This is a genomic window from Stenotrophomonas sp. YJH_SMC_27 (assembly GCF_059369815.1).
The window spans coordinates 70,116-89,547 of the sequence record NZ_JCAFTA010000001.1; the positions used below are offsets into that span (position 1 = coordinate 70,116).

The 19,432-nt window shown below is 66.8% G+C and carries 15 protein-coding genes; all 15 read left to right on the forward strand.

What is annotated here, in order from left to right; genetic code table 11:
* Positions 1–107 precede the first annotated feature (107 nt).
* Positions 108–983, forward strand: a complete 876-nt coding sequence (tsf, locus tag AC5P7R_RS00325; RefSeq protein ID WP_019659120.1) for a translation elongation factor Ts — start codon at positions 108–110, stop codon at positions 981–983.
* Between the two features lie 261 nt (positions 984–1,244).
* On the forward strand, positions 1,245–2,783 hold the full coding sequence (locus AC5P7R_RS00330) for a sensor domain-containing diguanylate cyclase (protein ID WP_021204144.1): 1,539 nt from the start codon (positions 1,245–1,247) through the stop codon (positions 2,781–2,783).
* Between the two features lie 121 nt (positions 2,784–2,904).
* Positions 2,905–3,633: a UMP kinase gene (gene pyrH / locus AC5P7R_RS00335; RefSeq protein WP_019659122.1), complete on the forward strand. Its 729-nt coding sequence runs from the start codon at positions 2,905–2,907 to the stop codon at positions 3,631–3,633.
* Between the two features lie 96 nt (positions 3,634–3,729).
* Positions 3,730–4,284, forward strand: coding sequence for a ribosome recycling factor (gene frr / locus AC5P7R_RS00340; RefSeq protein ID WP_019659123.1), 555 nt, complete (start codon positions 3,730–3,732; stop codon positions 4,282–4,284).
* A gap of 5 nt (positions 4,285–4,289) precedes the next feature.
* Complete coding sequence (gene uppS / locus AC5P7R_RS00345; protein ID WP_019659124.1) at positions 4,290–5,057, forward strand: polyprenyl diphosphate synthase; 768 nt, start codon at positions 4,290–4,292, stop codon at positions 5,055–5,057.
* The gene (locus tag AC5P7R_RS00350) at positions 5,054–5,890 is read left to right on the forward strand and encodes a phosphatidate cytidylyltransferase (protein ID WP_019659125.1); all 837 of its coding nucleotides are present in this window, start codon (positions 5,054–5,056) and stop codon (positions 5,888–5,890) included. The genes uppS and AC5P7R_RS00350 overlap by 4 nt, the downstream gene beginning before the upstream one ends.
* A gap of 2 nt (positions 5,891–5,892) precedes the next feature.
* Entirely contained in the window at positions 5,893–7,083 is a 1,191-nt protein-coding gene (locus AC5P7R_RS00355) for a 1-deoxy-D-xylulose-5-phosphate reductoisomerase (protein ID WP_021204145.1), read from the forward strand.
* A 55-nt stretch (positions 7,084–7,138) separates the two neighbouring features.
* Positions 7,139–8,497 (forward strand): RIP metalloprotease RseP, encoded by a 1,359-nt coding sequence (gene rseP, locus AC5P7R_RS00360; RefSeq protein WP_021204146.1) that lies wholly within the window; start codon positions 7,139–7,141, stop codon positions 8,495–8,497.
* A gap of 74 nt (positions 8,498–8,571) precedes the next feature.
* Positions 8,572–10,935, forward strand: coding sequence for an outer membrane protein assembly factor BamA (gene bamA / locus AC5P7R_RS00365; protein WP_495213691.1), 2,364 nt, complete (start codon positions 8,572–8,574; stop codon positions 10,933–10,935).
* A gap of 452 nt (positions 10,936–11,387) precedes the next feature.
* Positions 11,388–12,410, forward strand: coding sequence for a UDP-3-O-(3-hydroxymyristoyl)glucosamine N-acyltransferase (gene lpxD, locus AC5P7R_RS00370; RefSeq protein ID WP_021203673.1), 1,023 nt, complete (start codon positions 11,388–11,390; stop codon positions 12,408–12,410).
* Entirely contained in the window at positions 12,407–12,865 is a 459-nt protein-coding gene (fabZ, locus tag AC5P7R_RS00375) for a 3-hydroxyacyl-ACP dehydratase FabZ (protein ID WP_005415845.1), read from the forward strand. Before lpxD ends, fabZ begins: the two co-directional genes overlap by 4 nt.
* Before the next feature lie 16 nt (positions 12,866–12,881).
* Positions 12,882–13,673: an acyl-ACP--UDP-N-acetylglucosamine O-acyltransferase gene (lpxA, locus tag AC5P7R_RS00380; protein WP_005415844.1), complete on the forward strand. Its 792-nt coding sequence runs from the start codon at positions 12,882–12,884 to the stop codon at positions 13,671–13,673.
* 53 nt (positions 13,674–13,726) lie between these two features.
* Entirely contained in the window at positions 13,727–14,929 is a 1,203-nt protein-coding gene (gene lpxB, locus AC5P7R_RS00385; protein ID WP_495213764.1) for a lipid-A-disaccharide synthase, read from the forward strand.
* Positions 14,926–15,585 (forward strand): ribonuclease HII, encoded by a 660-nt coding sequence (gene rnhB / locus AC5P7R_RS00390; RefSeq protein WP_021203671.1) that lies wholly within the window; start codon positions 14,926–14,928, stop codon positions 15,583–15,585. Before lpxB ends, rnhB begins: the two co-directional genes overlap by 4 nt.
* 236 nt (positions 15,586–15,821) lie before the next feature.
* The gene (gene dnaE, locus AC5P7R_RS00395; RefSeq protein WP_164145401.1) at positions 15,822–19,412 is read left to right on the forward strand and encodes a DNA polymerase III subunit alpha; all 3,591 of its coding nucleotides are present in this window, start codon (positions 15,822–15,824) and stop codon (positions 19,410–19,412) included.
* Positions 19,413–19,432: the final 20 nt, after the last annotated feature.

Below are 19,432 nucleotides of genomic sequence, written 5' to 3' on the forward strand. Positions count from 1 at the left end.
CGCCCGGCGTCCACCCTCCTGCACGCAGCCCTTGGCGCGTGACAGGACCGTGTCACACGGGCCGGCCACCATGCCGGCCCAACCCCTTTCTTTCGTGAGGTAATCCCGTGGAAATCACTGCTTCCCTGGTCAAGGAACTGCGCGAGCGCACCGGCGCCGGCATGATGGAATGCAAGAAGGCGCTTACCGAAGCCAACGGCGACATCAACGCCGCTGCTGAAGCCATGCGCAAGTCCGGCGCTGCCAAGGCCGACAAGAAGGCTGACCGCGTGGCCGCCGAAGGCCGCCTGGGCCTGGCCCAGGATGGCGGCAAGGCCGTGCTGGTCGAAGTCAACTCGGAAACCGACTTCGTCGCCAACGACGACAACTTCAAGACCTTCGTCAACGCCGTCGCCGCTGCCGCCCTGGCATCGGGCGCCAACGACGTGGAAGCCGTGAAGGCTGCCACGCTGGCCGATGGCCGCACCGTTGAAGAAGCCCGCGCCACCGCCGTGCAGACCCTGGGTGAGAACATCCAGATCCGCCGCATGGTCAAGGTCGACACCACCGGCAACATCGGCGCCTACGTCCACACCAACGGCAAGGTCGGCGTGCTGGTTGACCTGATCGGCGGCGACGTCGAGCTGGCCCGCGGCCTGGCCATGCACGTGGCCGCGCTGAAGCCGCCGCACAACAAGGCTGCGGACGTTCCGGCCGACTTCGTCGAAAAGGAAAAGGAAATCGAGCTGGCCAAGATGTCCGAGAAGGACAAGGCCAAGCCGGCCGAGATCCTGGAAAAGATCATCAGCGGCAAGATCAACAAGATCGTCAGCGACGTGACCCTGTACGGCCAGACCTACGTGCTGGGCGACACCACCGTCGAGCAGGTGGTCAAGGCCGCTGGCGCCGATGTGGCTGGGTTCAAGCTGCTGATCGTCGGCGAAGGCATCGAGAAGGTGGTGGAAGACTACGCCGCCGAAGTTGCCAAGGCGATGCAGGTCTGATTCCAGCCCTCCGGCTGTGAAGCGACCAGAAGGAGCCGCGGGAAACCGCGGCTCTTTTTTTGTACCCACTGCATCGGCGGGTGGGCACCGTTGGTGCGCGCACTGACGCCAGTCACAGCCCGATATCAGGGCTCTTTGCGTTGCGCGCGAATCAAGCCGATACTCGGCGCAGGGAATCCACAGTCGCGTAGCAGGAAGGAAAATCGCAGACTGTGATGCATTCCTAGGTATTCTTGTCCTAATGGAATTGAACGACCCGACATGCCTCCCGAGCTGACAGCTGCCCTGGCGCTCTGCCGCAACCTGCCCTCGCCACCCGGTATTGCCCTGCGCATCATCGAGCTGGCACAGGACCCGGAAGCGGATATCGCCACCGCCGCCGACATCATCGCCATCGACATGGCGCTGAGCGCTCGCATGCTGCGCATCGCCAATTCGCCGCTGTACGCCAGCCGCCGCCGCATCGAGAACCTTGGCCAGGCACTGACCATGCTCGGCCTTAACGCCACAATCAGCCTTGCCCTGGGTTTCACCGTCACCCAGGGCCTGACCGGCGGCGCAGGCGCCGACCACGACCTGCGCCAGCGCGCGTGGAAGCGCAGCATTCTCAGTGCACTGGCCGCCAGCCAGCTGGGCCAGGCCCGCGGCCTGCGCCGGCTGGAGGAACTGATGCTGGCCGGGCTGCTGCAGGACCTGGGCGTGCTGTGCCTGGCCCAGGCCGAATCGGAGCGTTACCTGCCGCTGCTGCGCGAAGCCCGTGACAACACGGACCTGGTCGCCCGCGAACGCGACGCGCTCGGCTGCAGCCACGCCGATGTCGGCGCCTGGGTGGCCGAGCAATGGGGCCTGCCACGCTATCTGGTTGAGAGCATCAGCCACAGCGAGGACGACGACGCCGCCGATTCGCCGTTCCAGGCCTGCGTGCAGCTGTCCGGCGCCGTTGCCGACATCTGGCTGGACGATGACGCCGATGCCGCCCGCGAGCGCGCCCTGCACCAGGTGCATGAACGGCTGGAACTCGACAGCGCCCGTTTCGACCAAGTGCTGACCCGCATCAGCGAGGCCCTGCCGGATATCGCCAGCCTGTTCGAGGCCGGCCTGAACTCGCCCTCGCGGGTCCGCGAGCTGATCGACCACGCGCAGGAGCTGGCCACCCTGCGCAACCTGCGCGAGCTGCAGGATGCCGAGCAGGCACGCCGCCGCGCCGACGAATTCGAGGCGCGGGCCAAGCGCCTGGCTGACCAGGCCCACCGCGACGCCCTGACCGGCGTGCTCAACCGGCGCCAGCTGGAGGCGGTGCTCGAGCAGGAGTTCCTGCGCGCCGGGCGTCAGGGCTGGCCGCTGTCGGTGGCCTTCATCGACCTGGATGACTTCAAGAAGATCAACGACGCCCACGGCCACCTGACCGGCGACGAGGTGCTGCGCGCCTTTGCCGGCAAGCTGCAGGGCCAGCTGCGCCATAGCGATACCGTGGCCCGCTTCGGCGGCGAGGAATTCGTCGCGCTGCTGCCCAATACCAGTGAGTCCGTGGCCCTTGACGTAATCCGGCGCGTACTGGCCAACATCGTCGCCACGCCGATGGCCGAACTGGAGGGAGGGCCGCTGTTCGTCACCTTCTCCGCCGGCGTGGCTACCCAGGGCGGCTACGAGCGCTTTGCCGACGTGCAGGACCTGCTGCGCGCCGCCGACGACGTGCTGTACCGCTCGAAGAACCTGGGCCGTAACCGGGTGATCGCCCGCTCCCCCGGTGCGCTCGGCCACGACGAGCTTTCAGCCACCGCCGGCGCCGAGCTGGGCTGAACGGGACGCCCTGCATGACCGGGGCGGATGGCAGGATTTCGCGCCGCAGTGCACAAAACACTTTGGCCCTACGCCGCATGCGCGTAGAATCCCCCGCGATTTCCACGCACCCGAGGTCCCCATGTCCAAGCTTGCCTATCGCCGCATCCTCCTGAAACTGTCCGGGGAGGCGCTGATGGGAGATGAGGACTACGGCATCGACCCGAAGGTCATCAACCGCCTGGCCCGTGAGGTCATCGAAGCCCAGCAGGCCGGTGCCGAAGTGGCACTGGTGATCGGCGGCGGCAACATCTTCCGCGGCGCCGGCCTGGCCGCTGGCGGCATGGACCGGGTCACCGGCGACCAGATGGGCATGCTGGCCACGGTCATCAACGCCCTGGCCATGCAGGACGCCCTCGAGAAACTGGGCGCCAAGGCCCGCGTGATGAGCGCGATCAAGATCAACGACGTGTGCGAGGACTACATCCGCCGCCGCGCCATCCGCCACCTGGAAAAGGGCCGCCTGGTGATTTTCGCCGCTGGCGTCGGCAGCCCGTTCTTCACCACCGACTCCGGCGCCGCGCTGCGCGCGATCGAGATCGGCGCCGACCTGCTGCTGAAGGCCACCAAGGTCGATGGCGTGTACGACAAGGACCCGAACAAGCACAGCGACGCGGTCCGCTTCGACAGCCTGAGCTACGACGAAGTCATCCGCCGCGGCCTGGAAGTGATGGATACGGCGGCCTTCGCGCTGGCCCGCGACAGCGACCTGCCGATGCGCGTGTTCGACATGGGCCAGCCGGGTGAGCTGCTGAAGATCCTCAGCGGCGCGAACATCGGCACCCTGGTCCAGGGCCGCGACCCGGCCTGAGCCTGAGCGCCAGGCGAGCTCCGGGCCGATTCAGGCCCGGCAGCGTCCCGTATTCGCCTATAATCGCCCGATTCCAGTTACACCCAGGACCCGGGGATGCTCAACGACATCAAGAACAACGCGCAGACGCGCATGGCCAAGAGCATCGACGCTCTGAAGCACACCCTCACCTCGATCCGCACCGGCCGCGCCACCCCGGCCCTGCTGGACCGTGTCACGGTCAGCGCCTATGGCAACGCCAGCACCCCACTGAACCAGGTCGCGTCGATCTCCAACGCCGACGCGCACTCGCTGCTGGTCACGCCGTTCGACAAGGGCATGATCAAGGAGATCGAAAAGGGTCTCTACAACGCCGAATTCACCCCGAACACGCTGGGCACTGCGATCCGCATCAACATGCCGCCGCCGACCGAAGAGCGCCGCAAGGAGCTGGTCAAGCAGGTGCAGAAGGAAGGCGAAGGCGCGAAGATCGCGATCCGCAACATCCGCCAGGACGCGAACAAGGAAATCGCCAAGCTGGTCAAGGACAAGGCGATCAGCGAAGACGAGAAGAAGCGCGGTGAAGACGACATCCAGAAGTTGACCGACACCAACATCAAGGACGTCGACAAGGTCGTTGCCGACAAGGAAAAAGAACTGCTGTCGGTCTGAAGTCGATGCCTTCAGTCCCACCTCCGTTGCCGGCCGCCCTGCCCCGCCACATCGCCATCATCATGGATGGCAATGGGCGCTGGGCACAGCAGCGCCGTCGTCCGCGCGTGATCGGCCACCGGGCCGGCGCGCGCGCGGTCAACCGCACCATCGAGCGCTGCCTTGAACTGGGCATACCGGCGCTGACCCTGTTCGCGTTTTCCAGCGAGAATTGGGGCCGGCCGCAGGAAGAAGTCGATGCCCTGATGAAGCTGTTCCTCGGCGCGCTCGACCGTGAAGTGGACGAGCTGCATCGGCGTGGCGTGCGCGTTCGCTTCATCGGCGAACGCGAGCGCTTCGGTGCAGGGCTGGTCAGCCGCATGCAGCTGGCCGAGCAGCGCACCGCCGACAACACCACCCTGACCCTGTCGATCGCCGCCAGCTACGGTGGCCGCCAGGACATCGCCCGCGCCGCGCGCGCCCTGGCCGTCGAAGTGGCGGCCGGTCGCCTTCTGCCCGAGCAGATCGATGAATCGCTGCTGGGCAGCCAGGTGGCCCTGGCCGACCTGCCACCGCCGGACCTGTTCATCCGCACCGGTGGCGACACCCGCATTAGCAACTTCCTGCTGTGGCAGCTGGCCTATACCGAGCTGTGGTTCACCGATGCCCTGTGGCCGGACTTCGATGCCGGGCAGCTGCAGCAGGCGCTGGACGCCTATGGCAGACGTGAGCGTCGTTTCGGCCTGACCAGCGCCCAGATCGCCGCACTGGCCACCGAGACTTCCAGCCCATGACCAAGATCCGAGTCCTTGCCGCGCTGATCATGGCGCCGGTCGCCATTGCCGCGATCCTGCTGCTGCCGACCCAGTGGCTGGCAGCGGCGGCCGCTGCGGTGCTGCTGATCGGCCTGTGGGAATGGCTGAAGCTGGCCGGCATCGAAGACACCCTGGCGCGTACCGTGCTGCTGGTACTGAACCTGCTGCTGATGGTGCTGCTGGTCTGGGCCGATGGCAGCACGCTGGTGCTGTTCCAGATCACCACCCTGGCCGGCGTGGCCTGGTGGCTGGCCGCGCTGGTCTGGTTGCGCTTCTTCAACTTCGGTGCGCAGCCGTCGGCACCCTCGCGCATCGTGAAGATGCTGGCCGGTACGCTGGCCATCGTTCCGGCCTGGGCTGCGCTGGTGCTGATCCATGCCGGCGGCGATCCGCCGGGCAGGCAGGGCCACCTGTGGCTGCTGGCTGCGCTGGCACTGGTCTGGGCGGCCGATTCGGGCGCCTATTTCGCCGGTCGTCACTTCGGCAAGCACAAGCTGGCCCCACGGATCAGCCCCAACAAGACCTGGGAAGGCCTGTTCGGCGGCCTGCTGGCCGGTGTCGCCGTGGCCCTCGGCCTGGGCTGGCTGGCCGGCATCGACGCCGGGCACCTGCCAGGCCTGCTGATCACCTCGGTGGTGGCCGTGTTCGCCTCGGTGCTGGGTGACCTGTTCGAAAGCCTGATCAAGCGCCACGCCGGCGCCAAGGACTCCGGAAACCTGATTCCGGGCCATGGTGGTGTGCTCGATCGTGTCGACGGTGTCCTGGCTGCCGTGCCGGTGTTCGCACTCGGCAAGGAAATCTTCGGATTCTGACCATGAATGCTGTCGCAGACCTGCGCCGGGTCGCCGTGTTCGGCGCCACCGGCTCGATCGGTGCTTCCACGCTGGACGTGATCGCCCGCCACCCACACCGCTACCAGGCCACGGTGCTCGCTGCCGGCCGCCAGGTGCAGGCGCTGCTGGCACTGTGCCGCCAGCACAGGCCAGCGCACGCGGTCATCGCCGACGAAGCGCTGTTCACCGAACTGCGCGACGGCCTCCGCGATGCGGGGCTGTCCACCGAGGCGCATGCCGGCCATGCCGCGCTGGACCAGTTGGCCGCCAGTGACGCCTGCGACACCGTGGTCGCCGCGATCGTTGGCGCGGCCGGGCTGTCTTCCACCCTGGCCGCAGCCGCCGCGGGCAAGCGCATCCTGCTGGCCAACAAGGAATCACTGGTACTGGCCGGTGAGCTGCTGACCCGCACTGCTGAACGCGCGGGCGCCGAGATCATCCCGATCGACAGCGAACACAGCGCAATCTTCCAGTGCCTGCGCTCACGCGATGCCAGCGTTGATGGCGCCGGCGTGCGCCGGATCCTGCTGACCGCCTCCGGCGGCCCATTCCGTGGCCGCAGCCGCGACGAACTGGCCCAGGTCACCCCGGCCCAGGCCGTTGCCCACCCGAAATGGTCGATGGGGCCGAAGATCTCGGTCGATTCGGCGACGTTGATGAACAAGGGTCTGGAAGTCATCGAGGCCCACCACCTGTTCGGCGTACCCGGCGAACGCATCGAGGTACTGGTGCACCCGCAGAGCCTGGTCCATTCGCTGGTCGAGTTCGTTGACGGTTCGACCCTGGCACAGATGGGCCTGCCGGACATGCGCACCACCCTCGCCGTTGGCCTGGGCTGGCCGCAACGCATCGAATCGGGCGTGGCCGGGCTGGATCTGCTGGCCCAGGGCCGGCTGGATTTCGAGGCCCCGGACACGGACGCGTTCCCCTGTCTGGCGCTGGCCTGGCAGGCCATGCAGGCCGGCGGCACCGCACCGGCGGTGCTGAACGCCGCCAATGAAGAGGCGGTTTCAGCGTTTCTTCAGGGCCGGATCGGTTTCCTGACCATCCCGAAGCTGGTTGCTAACGCTCTTTCAACACTGCCGACCCAGCCAGCCGATACACTGGAGGTCCTGTTGTGCGCCGACCAGCGGGCACGCCAGCTCACCCTGAACGCCATCGACGCCGCCTGAACGACTGCCTCGCCCAGCATGACGCCGCCGCCCCTGCCCGCCATTGTGAGCCTGCATGACTGACTTCATCGGATCGGTCTGGTGGATGATTGTCAGCCTCGGGCTGCTGGTCACGTTCCACGAGTTCGGGCATTACTGGGTCGGGCGCCTGTGCGGGGTCAAGATCCTGCGCTTCTCGGTCGGCTTCGGCCGGCCGCTGTGGTCTCGCCGGGACAGGCACGGCACCGAGTTCGCCATTGCCGCCATCCCGCTGGGCGGCTACGTGAAGTTCCTCGACGAACGCGAGGTTGAAGTCCACCCCCACGAGCGCGGCCAGGCCTTCAACCACAAGAGCGTCTGGCAGCGCATTGCCATCGTTGCCGCCGGCCCGATCGCCAACCTGCTGCTGTGCATCCTGCTGCTGTGGGCGATGTTCGTGATCGGCAAGCAGGATTATTCGCCGACGATCGGCCGTGTCAGCGGCATCGCTGCCAGTGCCGGGCTGGCCAGCGGTGACCGCGTGCTGCGCGTGGACGAGCGCCCGGTCGTTACCCTCGGTGAAGCCAGCATGGCGCTGACCGCGGCCGCGATGGACCGCCGCGACGTGAGGCTGGAGGTGCTGGATACGGCTGACCAGGTACGCATGCGCACTCTGCCGCTGTCGCAGCTGCCGGCAGGTTTCGATGAGCGGCGGGTGCCGATCCTGGCCGGCCTGTACTGGCAGTCGTGGCTGCAGCCGGCGCTGGTCGACTCGCTGACGCCGGATTCGGTGGTGGCCGGGCAGCTGCAGCCGGGGGACCTGATCGTGGCCATTGATGGCCAGCGCATCGATGGTGCCGATCAGGTCATCGGCGAGATCCAGACGCTGGGCCGCGCCGGCGGCCCTGGCATGATCGAGGTCCTGCGCGGCGGTGAACGCCTGGCGCTGGAAGTCACCCCGCGCCAGGGCAAGGATTCCAGGGGTGAACCGACCTGGCAGATCGGCGTGCAGTTCCCGACTTCGTTCAGCCCTCCCTACGACACCCTGCTTCGCTATGGCCCGCTCGACGCGGTCACCGTGGCTGTGCGCGAAACCGGCCGCCTGGCGGCAGATTCGCTGGGCATGATGGGCCGAATCGTCACCGGCAAGGCCTCGCTGCAGAACGTGTCCGGGCCAGTCACCATCGCCCGGGTGGCCAATGTCTCGGCCAAGCGCGGCCTCGACTGGTTCCTGCAGTTCCTTGCCCTGCTGTCGCTCAGCCTGTGCATCATCAACCTGCTGCCGATCCCGATCTTGGACGGCGGCCACCTGCTGTATTACCTTATCGAGTTGGTCAAGGGCAGCCCGCTGAGCGAGCGTGCCATCGCCGCCGGCCAGTACATCGGCCTGGCGTTGCTGGCCGGGCTGATGGGGTTGGCGTTCTACAACGACATCCTCGGCCTGGTCCCGCGATGAACTTTTCCACGTTGTTGCCGTCTACAGCGTCGGCATCCCGCACCAATGAAATCGACCTTCCTACCGGACGTGACATGACGCGACTCCCCAATCGCCGCCTGCTGGCCCTCGCCCTTGCCGCCGTCACCGGCGCCCCCGCCCTGGCCCAGGCAGCCGAGCCCTTCACTGTCAGCGACATCCGCGTCGACGGCCTGCAGCGCATCAGCTCGGGCACGGTGTTCACCTACCTGCCGGTGGAACGTGGCGAGACGGTCACCGACAGCAAGGTCGGCGAGACGATCCGCGCCCTGTACAAGACCGGCTTCTTCGAGGATGTGCAGCTGGACCGACAGGGCAGCATCCTGGTAGTGACCGTCAAGGAACGCCCGGCGATCAACAAGCTGACCGTGACCGGCAACAAGGACATCAAGTCCGAGCAGCTGCTCAAGGGCCTGTCCGACATCGGCCTGACCGAGGGCGGCACCTTTGATCGGCTGAGCCTGGACCGCGTGACCCAGGAACTTCGCCGCCAGTACAACGACCGCGGCAAGTACAACGTCGAGATCACCCCCACGGTGAGCCCGCTGGACCGCAACCGCGTGGACATCGCCATCGCCATCAAGGAAGGCAAGGCGGCCAAGATCCGCCACGTCAACCTGGTGGGCACCGAAAAGTTCGAGAGCAAGGACATCCTGGAAACCTGGGAGTCCAAGGAGCACAACTGGGCGTCCTGGTACCGCCGTGACGACCAGTACTCCAAGGAAAAGCTGTCCGGCGACCTGGAAAAGCTCAATTCCTGGTACCTGGACCGCGGCTATGTCGACTTCAGCATCGATTCGACCCAGGTGTCGATCAGCCCCGACAAGCGCGACATGTTCCTCACCGCCGGCGTGGCCGAAGGTGCGCAGTACAAGATCTCCGAGATCAAGGTCAGCGGCGACACCATCCTCCCGCAGGAGGACGTCGAGCGCATGGTGATCCAGAAGTCCGGCGATACGTTCTCGCGTGCGCTGCTGGAGTTCAGCTCGGACACCATCACCAATTCGCTGTCCAACATCGGCTACGCGTTCGCCAAGGTGAACCCGATCCCGACCACCAACCGCGCCGAGCAGACCGTGGCGATCAACATGCAGGTCGTGCCCGGCCCGCGCGTGTCGGTGCGTCGCATCCTGTTCCGCGGGAACACGCGTACGTCCGACGAAGTGATGCGTCGCGAAATGCGCCAGTTCGAGAACAGCTGGTACTCGCAGGCCGCGATCGATCGTTCCAAGATCCGCCTGCAGCGCTTGGGCTACTTCGAATCGGTGGACGTCGAGACCCCGGCCGTCAGCGGCAGCAACGACCAGGTCGACGTCGTCTACAACGTCAAGGAAACCACCTCGGGCAGCTTCGTGTTCGGCCTGGGTTACTCGCAGTCCTACGGCATGACCACGTCGGTGCAGCTGTCGCAGAACAACTTCCTCGGCGGCGGCAACCGCGTGTCGGTCGAAGCCTCGCGCAGCAGCTACCTGCAGCGCTACGGTTTCAGCTACACCAACCCGTACTTCACCGATGACGGCGTGTCGCTGGGCTACAACCTGTCCTGGCGCGAACTGGATTACTCCGACTTCAACACCGCGCAGTACAACAGCACCAACGGTGCCGCGCAGGTGGTGTTCGGCGTGCCGCTGACCGAGACCGACACCGTCTCGCTGATGTTCGGCATCGACAGCAACCAGATCACCACCTACGAAGGCTCGACCCCGCAGTCGATCATCGACTACATCAACGCCGTCGGTAAGCGCACCTTCCATGCCTGGCGCACCGAGCTGGGCTGGGCGCGCGACTCGCGCAACGACTACTTCATGCCGACCCGCGGTACCTACCAGCGCGTGGGCCTGGAAACCACGCTGCCGGGTTCGACCATCGAGTACTACAAGCTGAACTACCAGATCAGCAAGTACTGGCCGATCATGCCGTCGCTGGTGATCAACACCCGCGCCGAAATCGGCTACGGTGATGCCTACGGCAAGGACTACACCCGTACGCTGACCAATCCGGATGGCACCACCCGCACCGTCACCGCCAGCGGCCTGCCGTTCTTCGAGAACTTCTACGCCGGTGGTACCAACTCGGTACGCGGCTTCGAGGACAACACACTCGGCCCGCGCGAAGTTACCCGCGGCTACCCAGAAGGCCAGCCGCTGGGTGGCTCGCTGAAGACCGTCGGCTCGGTGGAGGCCTACTTCCCGCGCCTGTTCGACAGCCCGTCGGCGCGCGTGTCCGCCTTCGTCGACTTCGGCAACGTGTATACCGGCGTGGACAACTTCAAGGCCAACGAGCTGCGCGTATCCACCGGTGTGGCCCTGCTGTGGCGCGCCCCGGTCGGCCCGATCTCGATCAGCTACGCCTTCCCGCTGAAGAAGGAAGACGATGACAAGATCGAGCGCCTGCAATTCACGTTCGGTGGCCAGTTCTGAGGAACTCTGTTCCTCAGAACTGATCCACCTCCGGTGAATTGCCCGCGCATTTCACCTATCCCCCGCGCCGCTGGCGCCCCCTTCAACAAAGGGGGGCTCTCCACCAGACGGGGCGCGAAGCGCCGGGCATTGCCCGGCGTTTTCGTTTTACTTGCTCGCCGCCCTTACTTCCCGCGCTCGCGTGAAATCATCTGGTGATGGCGCAGGGGGCTGACCAGGACCGTTGGCGCCATGGGCCCGAGGCATGCCTCGGGCGGGTTGGGCAGGACGCCCAACCCCGGTCTTGCCGTGTGCGCAGGACAGCGCACACGAGCAAGGCGCCATCGAGCACCATGGAGGGGCTTTTGCGTGTCCTGGCCAGGGCCACCCGCCGCCTCCCACCGTACCCGGCAGGCGCCAAGCCCTGCCCCCCCCCGCATGACCGCAATGGCGTCACACGTTAAACTCCCGCCGTGAATACTCCCACCTACACCGCCCAGCAACTCGCCGAGCAGTTCGGCCTGCAGGTCCATGGCGACCCCGCCACCGCCATCCATGGCGTGGCCACCCTCGCCCATGCCGGTCCTGGCCAGCTGACCTTCCTTGCCAACCCGCGCTACCGCGCCCAGCTGGCCGACAGCCAAGCCTCGCTGGTGGTGCTGCGTGCCGAAGACGCCGAGTCCGCTCCCGGCGCCGCGCTCGTCGCCAAGGACCCGTACACCACCTTCGCCAAGATCGCCGCGCTGTTCGACATCGCGCCGACCCGTCCGCCGGGCATCCACCCCAGCGCGGTGATCGACCCCAGTGCCCAGGTTGCGGCCAGCGCGCACATCGGTCCGTTCGTCTCGGTCGGTGCGCGCAGCGTGGTCGGCGAGAACTGCATCATCGGCGCCGGCAGCGTGATCGGCGAGGACTGCAGCCTGGATTCCGGCTGTGAGCTGATCGCCCGGGTCACCCTGGTCACCCGGGTCCGGCTGGGCAAGCGCGTGCGCGTGCATCCCGGTGCCGTGCTCGGCGCCGACGGCTTTGGCCTGGCGATGGACGCCGGCAAGTGGATCAAGGTGCCGCAGCTCGGCGGCGTGCGCATCGGCGACGATTGCGAAATCGGCGCCAACACCTGCGTCGACCGTGGCGCGCTGGAAGACACCGTGCTGGACGAAGACGTACGCCTGGACAACCTGGTGCAGATCGCGCACAACGTGCAGATCGGTGCGCATTCGGCCATCGCCGGTTGCACCGGCATCGCCGGCAGCGCCAAGATCGGCCGCTATTGCCTGCTCGGCGGCCACGTCGGCGTTGTCGGCCACCTGGAGATCTGCGACAAGGTCGTGATCACCGGCAAGTCGGTGGTCCGCAATTCCATCCATGAGCCGGGCGAGTACTCATCCGGCACCCCGTTGACCGACAACCGTACGTGGCGCAAGAACGCCGCGCGTTTCAAGCAGCTGGACGCATTGGCTCGCCGCGTCCTGGCTGCTGGCAAGGAGAAAGAATGAACGATTCGCTGCAGCTTCCGATCGACGTCTGCCAGATCCAGGAACTGCTTCCACACCGCTACCCGTTCCTGCTGGTGGACCGGGTGCTTGAACTCGACGTCGAGGCCAAGCGGATCCTGGCGCAGAAGAACGTCAGCATCAACGAGCCGTTCTTCCAGGGCCACTTCCCGGGCCGCCCGATCATGCCCGGCGTACTGATCATCGAAGCGCTGGCGCAGGCCGGCGGCGTGATGACCCAGCTCACGCTTGGCCGCGATGCGCAGTCCAAGCTGTTCTACATGGTCAAGGTGGAAAACGCCCGCTTCAACAAGCAGGTCGTCCCCGGCGACGTGCTGATGCTGGACGTGCAGATGAAGCGCCTGATCCGCAACATGGGCTGGTACTACGGCGAAGCCAAGGTCAACGGTGAAGTCGTCGCGTCGGCCGAGGTCATGTGTGCCGGCGCCAAGGGCTGATCCACTGGAGGCAGCAATGACTGACAACGCACCGCGGATCCACCCCACCGCCGTCATCGACCCGGCCGCACGCCTGGCCGACGATGTCCAGGTGGGCGCCTTCACCCTGATCGGCCCCGACGTTGAAATCGGTGCCGGTACGGTGGTGGGCCCCCATTGCAGCATCCACGGCCCGACCCGGATCGGCCGCGACAACCGCTTCGTCGGTCATGCCGCGATCGGTGGCGAGCCGCAGGACAAGAAGTTCGGCGGCGAGCGCACCGAACTGGTGATCGGCGACCGCAACGTGTTCCGCGAGTTCGTCACCCTGAACCGTGGCACCGGCGGCGGCGGCGGCATCACCACCATCGGCAACGACAACTGGATGCTGGCCTACACGCACGTGGCGCACGACTGCCATGTCGGCAATTTCTGCGTGTTCTCCAACAACACCACCCTGGCCGGCCATGTGACCGTGGGCGACTACGTGATCATCAGCGGCTTCGCCGGTGCCCACCAGTTCTGCCGGATCGGCGCGCATGCCTTCCTCGGCATGGGCGCGCTGACCAATGGTGACGTACCGCCGTTCACCATGGTCGGTACTGATTCGCTGGGACGCCCGCGCGGCATCAACAGCGAAGGCCTGAAGCGACGTGGCTTCGACGCTGACCGCATTTCGGCCATCAAGCGTGCCTACCGCACGCTGTACGTGGCGGGCCTGCCGCTGGCAGAGGCCAAGGTGCAGCTGACCGAGCAGGCGCGTGACAGCGACGACGTAAAGGCGATGCTGGACTTCATCGAGCACGCCGAGAGGCCCCTGCTGCGATGAGCAGCACGACCGGCCAGGCGCCGGCCGGCGCCGCAGTGATCCCGCTGGCCTCGATGACCGGCAGCGTCCCGGCGCAACGGGTGCTCAGCGAGCGCCCGTTGCGGATCGCGCTGGTGGCCGGCGAGGCCTCCGGCGATCTGCTCGGTGCGGGCCTGGTCCGCGAACTGAAAGCGCGCTTCCCGAATGCCGAGTTCGCCGGCATCGGTGGCGACGCCATGCGCAGCGCGGGCTGCCAGAAATGGCACGATGCCAGCGAGCTGGCGGTGATGGGCCTGACCGAAGTGCTGCGCCACCTGCCGCGCCTGCTCAAGCTGCGTTCGGCGTTCCGCCAGCGTGCGCTTGACTGGCAGCCGGACGTGTTCATCGGCATCGACGCCCCCGACTTCAACCTGGGTATCGAGCGTTGGCTGAAGCAGCGTGGCGTGAGCACCGTGCATTACGTCAGTCCCTCGGTCTGGGCCTGGCGCGAAAAGCGCGCCGAGAAGATCGGCAGCAGCGCCGACCTGGTGCTGTGCCTGTTCCCGATGGAGCCACCGATCTATGCCAGGCACGGCATCGACGCGCGCTTCGTCGGCCACCCGATGGCCGATGACATTCCGCTGCAGGGCAATCGCGAGGAAGCACGCGCCGCGCTCGGACTGCCGGCCTCGGCCAAGGTGCTGGCAGTGTTGCCGGGCAGCCGCCTGGGCGAGATCTCGCGCCTGGGCGAACCGTTCTTCGAAGCCGCCTGGCAGGTCTCCGAACGCATTCCGGGCCTGCATGTGGTGGTGCCTGCCGCCAACCCGGCCTGCAGGGAACTGATCGAGGAACAGCTGTCGCGCTCGGCGCTGCCGGTGGCCTATTCGCATGTGCTGGATGGCCAGGCGCGCAACGCGATGATCGCCGCCGACGTGGTGGTGCTGGCCTCCGGTACCGCGACCCTGGAGGCCATGCTGGTGAAGCGGCCGATGGTGGTCGGTTACCGCGTCAACGAACTGACCTATCGACTGGTGAAGGCGCTCGGCCTGATCAAGGTCGACCGCTTCGCCCTGCCCAACATCCTGGCCGGGCAGGACCTGGCACCGGAACTGATGCAGCACGACTGCACGCCGGACAAGCTGGCCGCGGCCATCCAGCAGTGGTTCGACCACCCGCAGCGGGTGACCGATCTGCAGGATGCCTACGTGCGCCTGCACGAGCGGCTGCGCCGCAACGCCTCGGCGCGTGCCGCCGACGCCGTTGGCGAACTGCTGATGCGCGACCAGGCACAGGCATGAGCCGCCGTCACGCCGCCGCAGCCAGCCTGACCCTGTTCGACGGTGCGCCCGTGGTCGAGCCGGAGCGCCTGGTCGCTGGCGTCGACGAGGCAGGCCGTGGCCCACTGGCCGGGCCGGTCGCGGTGGCAGCGGTGGTGTTCGACCCGTCGCGACCACGGATCAACGGCCTGGATGACTCCAAGCAGCTGACCGCGGCCCGCCGCGAGCAGCTGCATGACCGCATCATCGAGCGCGCCCTGGCCTGGCATGTGGTGCTGGTGGACGTGGACACCATCGACCGCCTGAACATCTACCAGGCCACCCTGCAGGGCATGCGTGACGTCGTTGCAGCGGTCGCCCATGTGGCCGGCTTCGCGCGCATCGACGGCAACGTGGTGCCCAAGGGCCTGGCACTGCCGGCGCAGGCGCTGGTCGGCGGCGATGGCATCGACCGCGCGATCATGGCCGCCTCGATCCTGGCCAAGGTCTCGCGCGACCGCTACATGCAGGAGGTGCATGCCCGCCATCCGAAGTACGGCTTCGAACAGCACAAGGGCTACGGCACCCCGGCCCACCTGGCCGCCCTGCGCGAGCACGGCCCCTGCATGGAGCACCGCCGCAGCTTCGCTCCGGTGCGTGAGTGTCTGGACCTGACGCAGGCGGCGGCCATCGCCTGAGCCAGCTGGAGTTGTAGTGCCGAGCCCATGCTCGGCTGCTGTGGACAGCCGAGCACGGGCTCGGCTCTAAGAAGGCGGCCTCCCGCACGCCTGAATCCGGCGCCACGCCGTGCCCCTGTCAAGCCTTGTGGCAACCCCCTGCCCTCGCTACCCTGACCGGGCATTCCAGCGCTTCCCGACCCCGGCGACGAACCTCCGTCAGCACCCGGGGCCCGCGCGCTCCAACCTGGTCCGGCATGTCCAACTCCCGCTTCGTACATCTCCACGTCCACACCGAGTTCTCGCTGGCGGACTCCACCATCCGTGTGCCGGCCAAGCCGGACCAGGCGGACCCGAAGAAGGCCAAGCAGGCCAACCTGCTGTCGCGCTCGGTCGAGCTCGGCCTGCCGGCGCTGGCGGTGACCGACCTCAACAACCTGTTCGCCCTGGTCAAGTTCTACAAGGCCGCCGAAGGCGTGGGCATCAAGCCGATCGCCGGTGCCGACGTGCTGATCGCCGAGGAAGGCCAGGACCCGTGGCGGATGACCCTGCTGTGCCGTGATCGCGAAGGCTACCTGAGCCTGTCGCGGCTGCTGACCCGCGCCTGGATGGAAGGCCATCGCCCCGAAGGCGGCGTAGCCATCCACCCGGACTGGCTGAAGGCCGGCAACGCCAACCTGTTCGCGCTGGCCGGCCGGCAGAGCCTGGCCGGACGCCTGGCGCTGGACGGCAAGCATGAGCTGGCCGAGCAGCAGCTGGCCGACTGGCAACGGGTGTTCGGCGATGGCCTGCACCTGGAGCTGACCCGCACCGGCCGCGAGGGCGAGGAAACCTTCAACCAGTTCGCGCTGATGGCTGCGGGCCAGCGTGGCCTGCCGGTGGTGGCCAGCAATGACGTGCGCTTCCTGTCGCCCTCCGATTTCAGCGCGCATGAGGCGCGCGTGTGCATTTCCACCGGCCGCGTGCTGGACGATCCCAAGCGTCCGCGCGAGTACAGCGACCAGCAGTACCTGAAGTCGGCCGAGGAGATGTGCGCGCTGTTCGCCGACATCCCCGACGCGATCGACAACACGCTGGCGCTGGCCGAGCGCTGCAACATCGAGATGCGGCTGGGCACCTACTTCCTGCCCAACTACCCGGTGCCCGACGACGAAACGTTGGATACCTGGATCCAGAAGATGTCGCGCGAGGGCCTGGAAGAGCGCCTGGAGAAGAATCCGCTGGCGCCGGGCAAGACCCGTGAGGAGTACTTCGAGCGCCTGGAGTTCGAGCTCAACACCATCATCAAGATGGGCTTCCCCGGCTACTTCCTGATCGTGGCCGACTTCATCCAATGGGGCAAGAACCAGGGCATTCCGATCGGCCCCGGCCGCGGCTCGGGTGCCGGTTCACTGGTGGCGTGGGCGCTGAAGATCACCGACCTGGATCCGCTGCCGTACAACCTGCTGTTCGAGCGCTTCCTCAATCCGGAACGCGTGTCGATGCCCGACTTCGACATCGACTTCTGCATGGACCGCCGCGACGAGGTGATCGACTACGTCGCGCGCAAGTATGGGCGCGAGCGCGTCAGCCAGATCATCACCTACGGCACCATGGCCGCCAAGGCGGTGGTGCGCGACTCCGGCCGCGTGCTCGGGTTCCCGTACGGCCTGGTCGACGGCGTTTCCAAGTTGATCCCGAACATCCTGGGTATCCACCTGAAGGATGCGCTGGGCAGGGGCAAGGAAGGCCCGAGCTCGGAAATGGCGTCGCCGGAACTGATCCAGCGCTACGAGACAGAGGACGATGTCCGCGACCTGATCGACCTGGCGCTGCAGCTGGAAGACCTGACCCGCAACGCCGGCAAGCACGCCGGCGGCGTGGTGATCGGGCCCGAGCCGCTGAGCGAGTTCTGCCCGCTGTATGCGGAACACGACGAAAATGGGCTCGGCAAGAACCCGGTCACCCAGTTCGACAAGAACGACGTGGAAGAAGTGGGCCTGGTGAAGTTCGACTTCCTCGGCCTGCGCACGCTGACCATCATCGACTGGGCGGTGAAGGCGATCAACAAGCGCCACGAACGCGCGGGCATTCCGCCGGTCGACATTGCCGCGATCCCGCTCGACGATGCGCCCACCTACAAGGACATCTTCGCCAACGGCAACACCGGCGCGGTGTTCCAGTTCGAATCCTCGGGCATGCGCCGCCTGCTGAAGGACGCGCGCCCCGACCGTTTCGAAGACCTGATCGCGCTGGTGTCGCTGTACCGCCCTGGCCCGATGGACCTGATTCCTTCGTTCAACGCGCGCAAGCACGGCCAGGAAGAAATCATCTATCCCGATCCGCGCACCGAAGCGATCCTGAAGGACACCTACGGCATCATGGTGTACCAGGAGCAGGTGATGCAGATGGCGCAGATCGTCGGCGGCTACTCGCTGGGCGGCGCCGACCTGCTGCGCCGCGCGATGGGCAAGAAGGTGCCGGCGGAAATGGCCAAGCACCGTGAGATCTTCCGCGAAGGTGCGGCCAAGGGCGGCGTCGATGGCCCCAAGGCCGACGAGATCTTCGACCTGATGGAGAAGTTCGCCGGCTATGGCTTCAACAAGTCACACGCCGCTGCATACGCACTGGTCAGCTACCAGACCGCGTGGCTGAAGCGCCATTATCCGGCCGAATTCATGGCGGCCACGCTGTCTTCGGACCTGGACAACACCGACAAGGTGGTCGGCTTCCTCGACGAGGTGCGCAACCTCGGCCTGACCGTGCTGCCGCCGAAGGTGAACCAGTCGGCCTTCATGTTCGAAGCGGTCACCCCGGACACGATCCAGTACGGCCTGGGCGCGATCAAGGGCGTGGGCCAGGGCGCCTGCGAAGCGGTGGTCGAGGAACGACTGAAGGGCGGCCCGTTCAAGGACCTGCTGGACTTCTGCACCCGCGTCGGCTCGGCCAAGCTCAACCGGCGCACGCTGGAAGCGATGATCAACTGCGGTGCGCTCGATGAGCTCGGCCGCAACCGTGCCTCGCTGATGCTGCAGTTGCCGGAAGTGATCAAGGCCACTGATCAGATGGCACGCGAGCGTGCGTCCGGACAGAACTCGCTGTTTGGCGGGCCCGACCCGAGCACCGTTTCGATCCAGCTGGACCTGCCAGAAGCCGAAGAATGGCCGTTGCTGCAGCGCCTCAACGGCGAGCGCGACACGCTGGGCTTCTACCTCAGCGGCCACCCGTTCGATCCCTGGCGCGACGATGTGCGCGATCTGGTAGGCAACGACCTGGGTTCGGTGGAGAAAATCTGGAGCGCCAACAGCGGTGGCGGCGGTGGCGGCGAGAAGCGCTGGCGCCCGGAGGTGCAGACCGTGCTGGCAGGCCAGGTGGTCGGCGTGCGCCGCAAGGGCGAAAGCCAGATCTTCATCCAGCTGGAGGATGGCCGCGGCCGCGTCGAGTGCAGTGCGTTCTCCGATGCAATGGCCGAGTTCGGCCACCTGATGACCAAGGACCGCATCCTGGTGGTCAAGGGCGGCCTGCGCGAGGACGAGTTCAACGGTGGCTACGCGCTGCGCATCCGCCAGTGCTGGGACTTCGACGAAGTCTGCGCCAACTACGCCACGCGGCTGTCGCTGCGCCTGGACCTGCGCCAGCAGCGCCCGGTCTGGGAGCGCATCAATGCCCTGCTCGACCGCCATCGCCCGGGGCGCACGCCGCTGCGCCTGGACCTGCTGCTGAAGGGCCCGCACGGCGGTGTCGCCGGCATGCTCGATGTCTCCGGGCAGAGCGCGGTACGCATCGATTCCAAGCTGATGGAGGCGCTGCGCGCCGACCCGGCCGTACGCACGCTGAAGGTGCGCTACAGCCCGCCGTGGGCCAGCTGAGGCTGGCTCCTTCGTGTTCC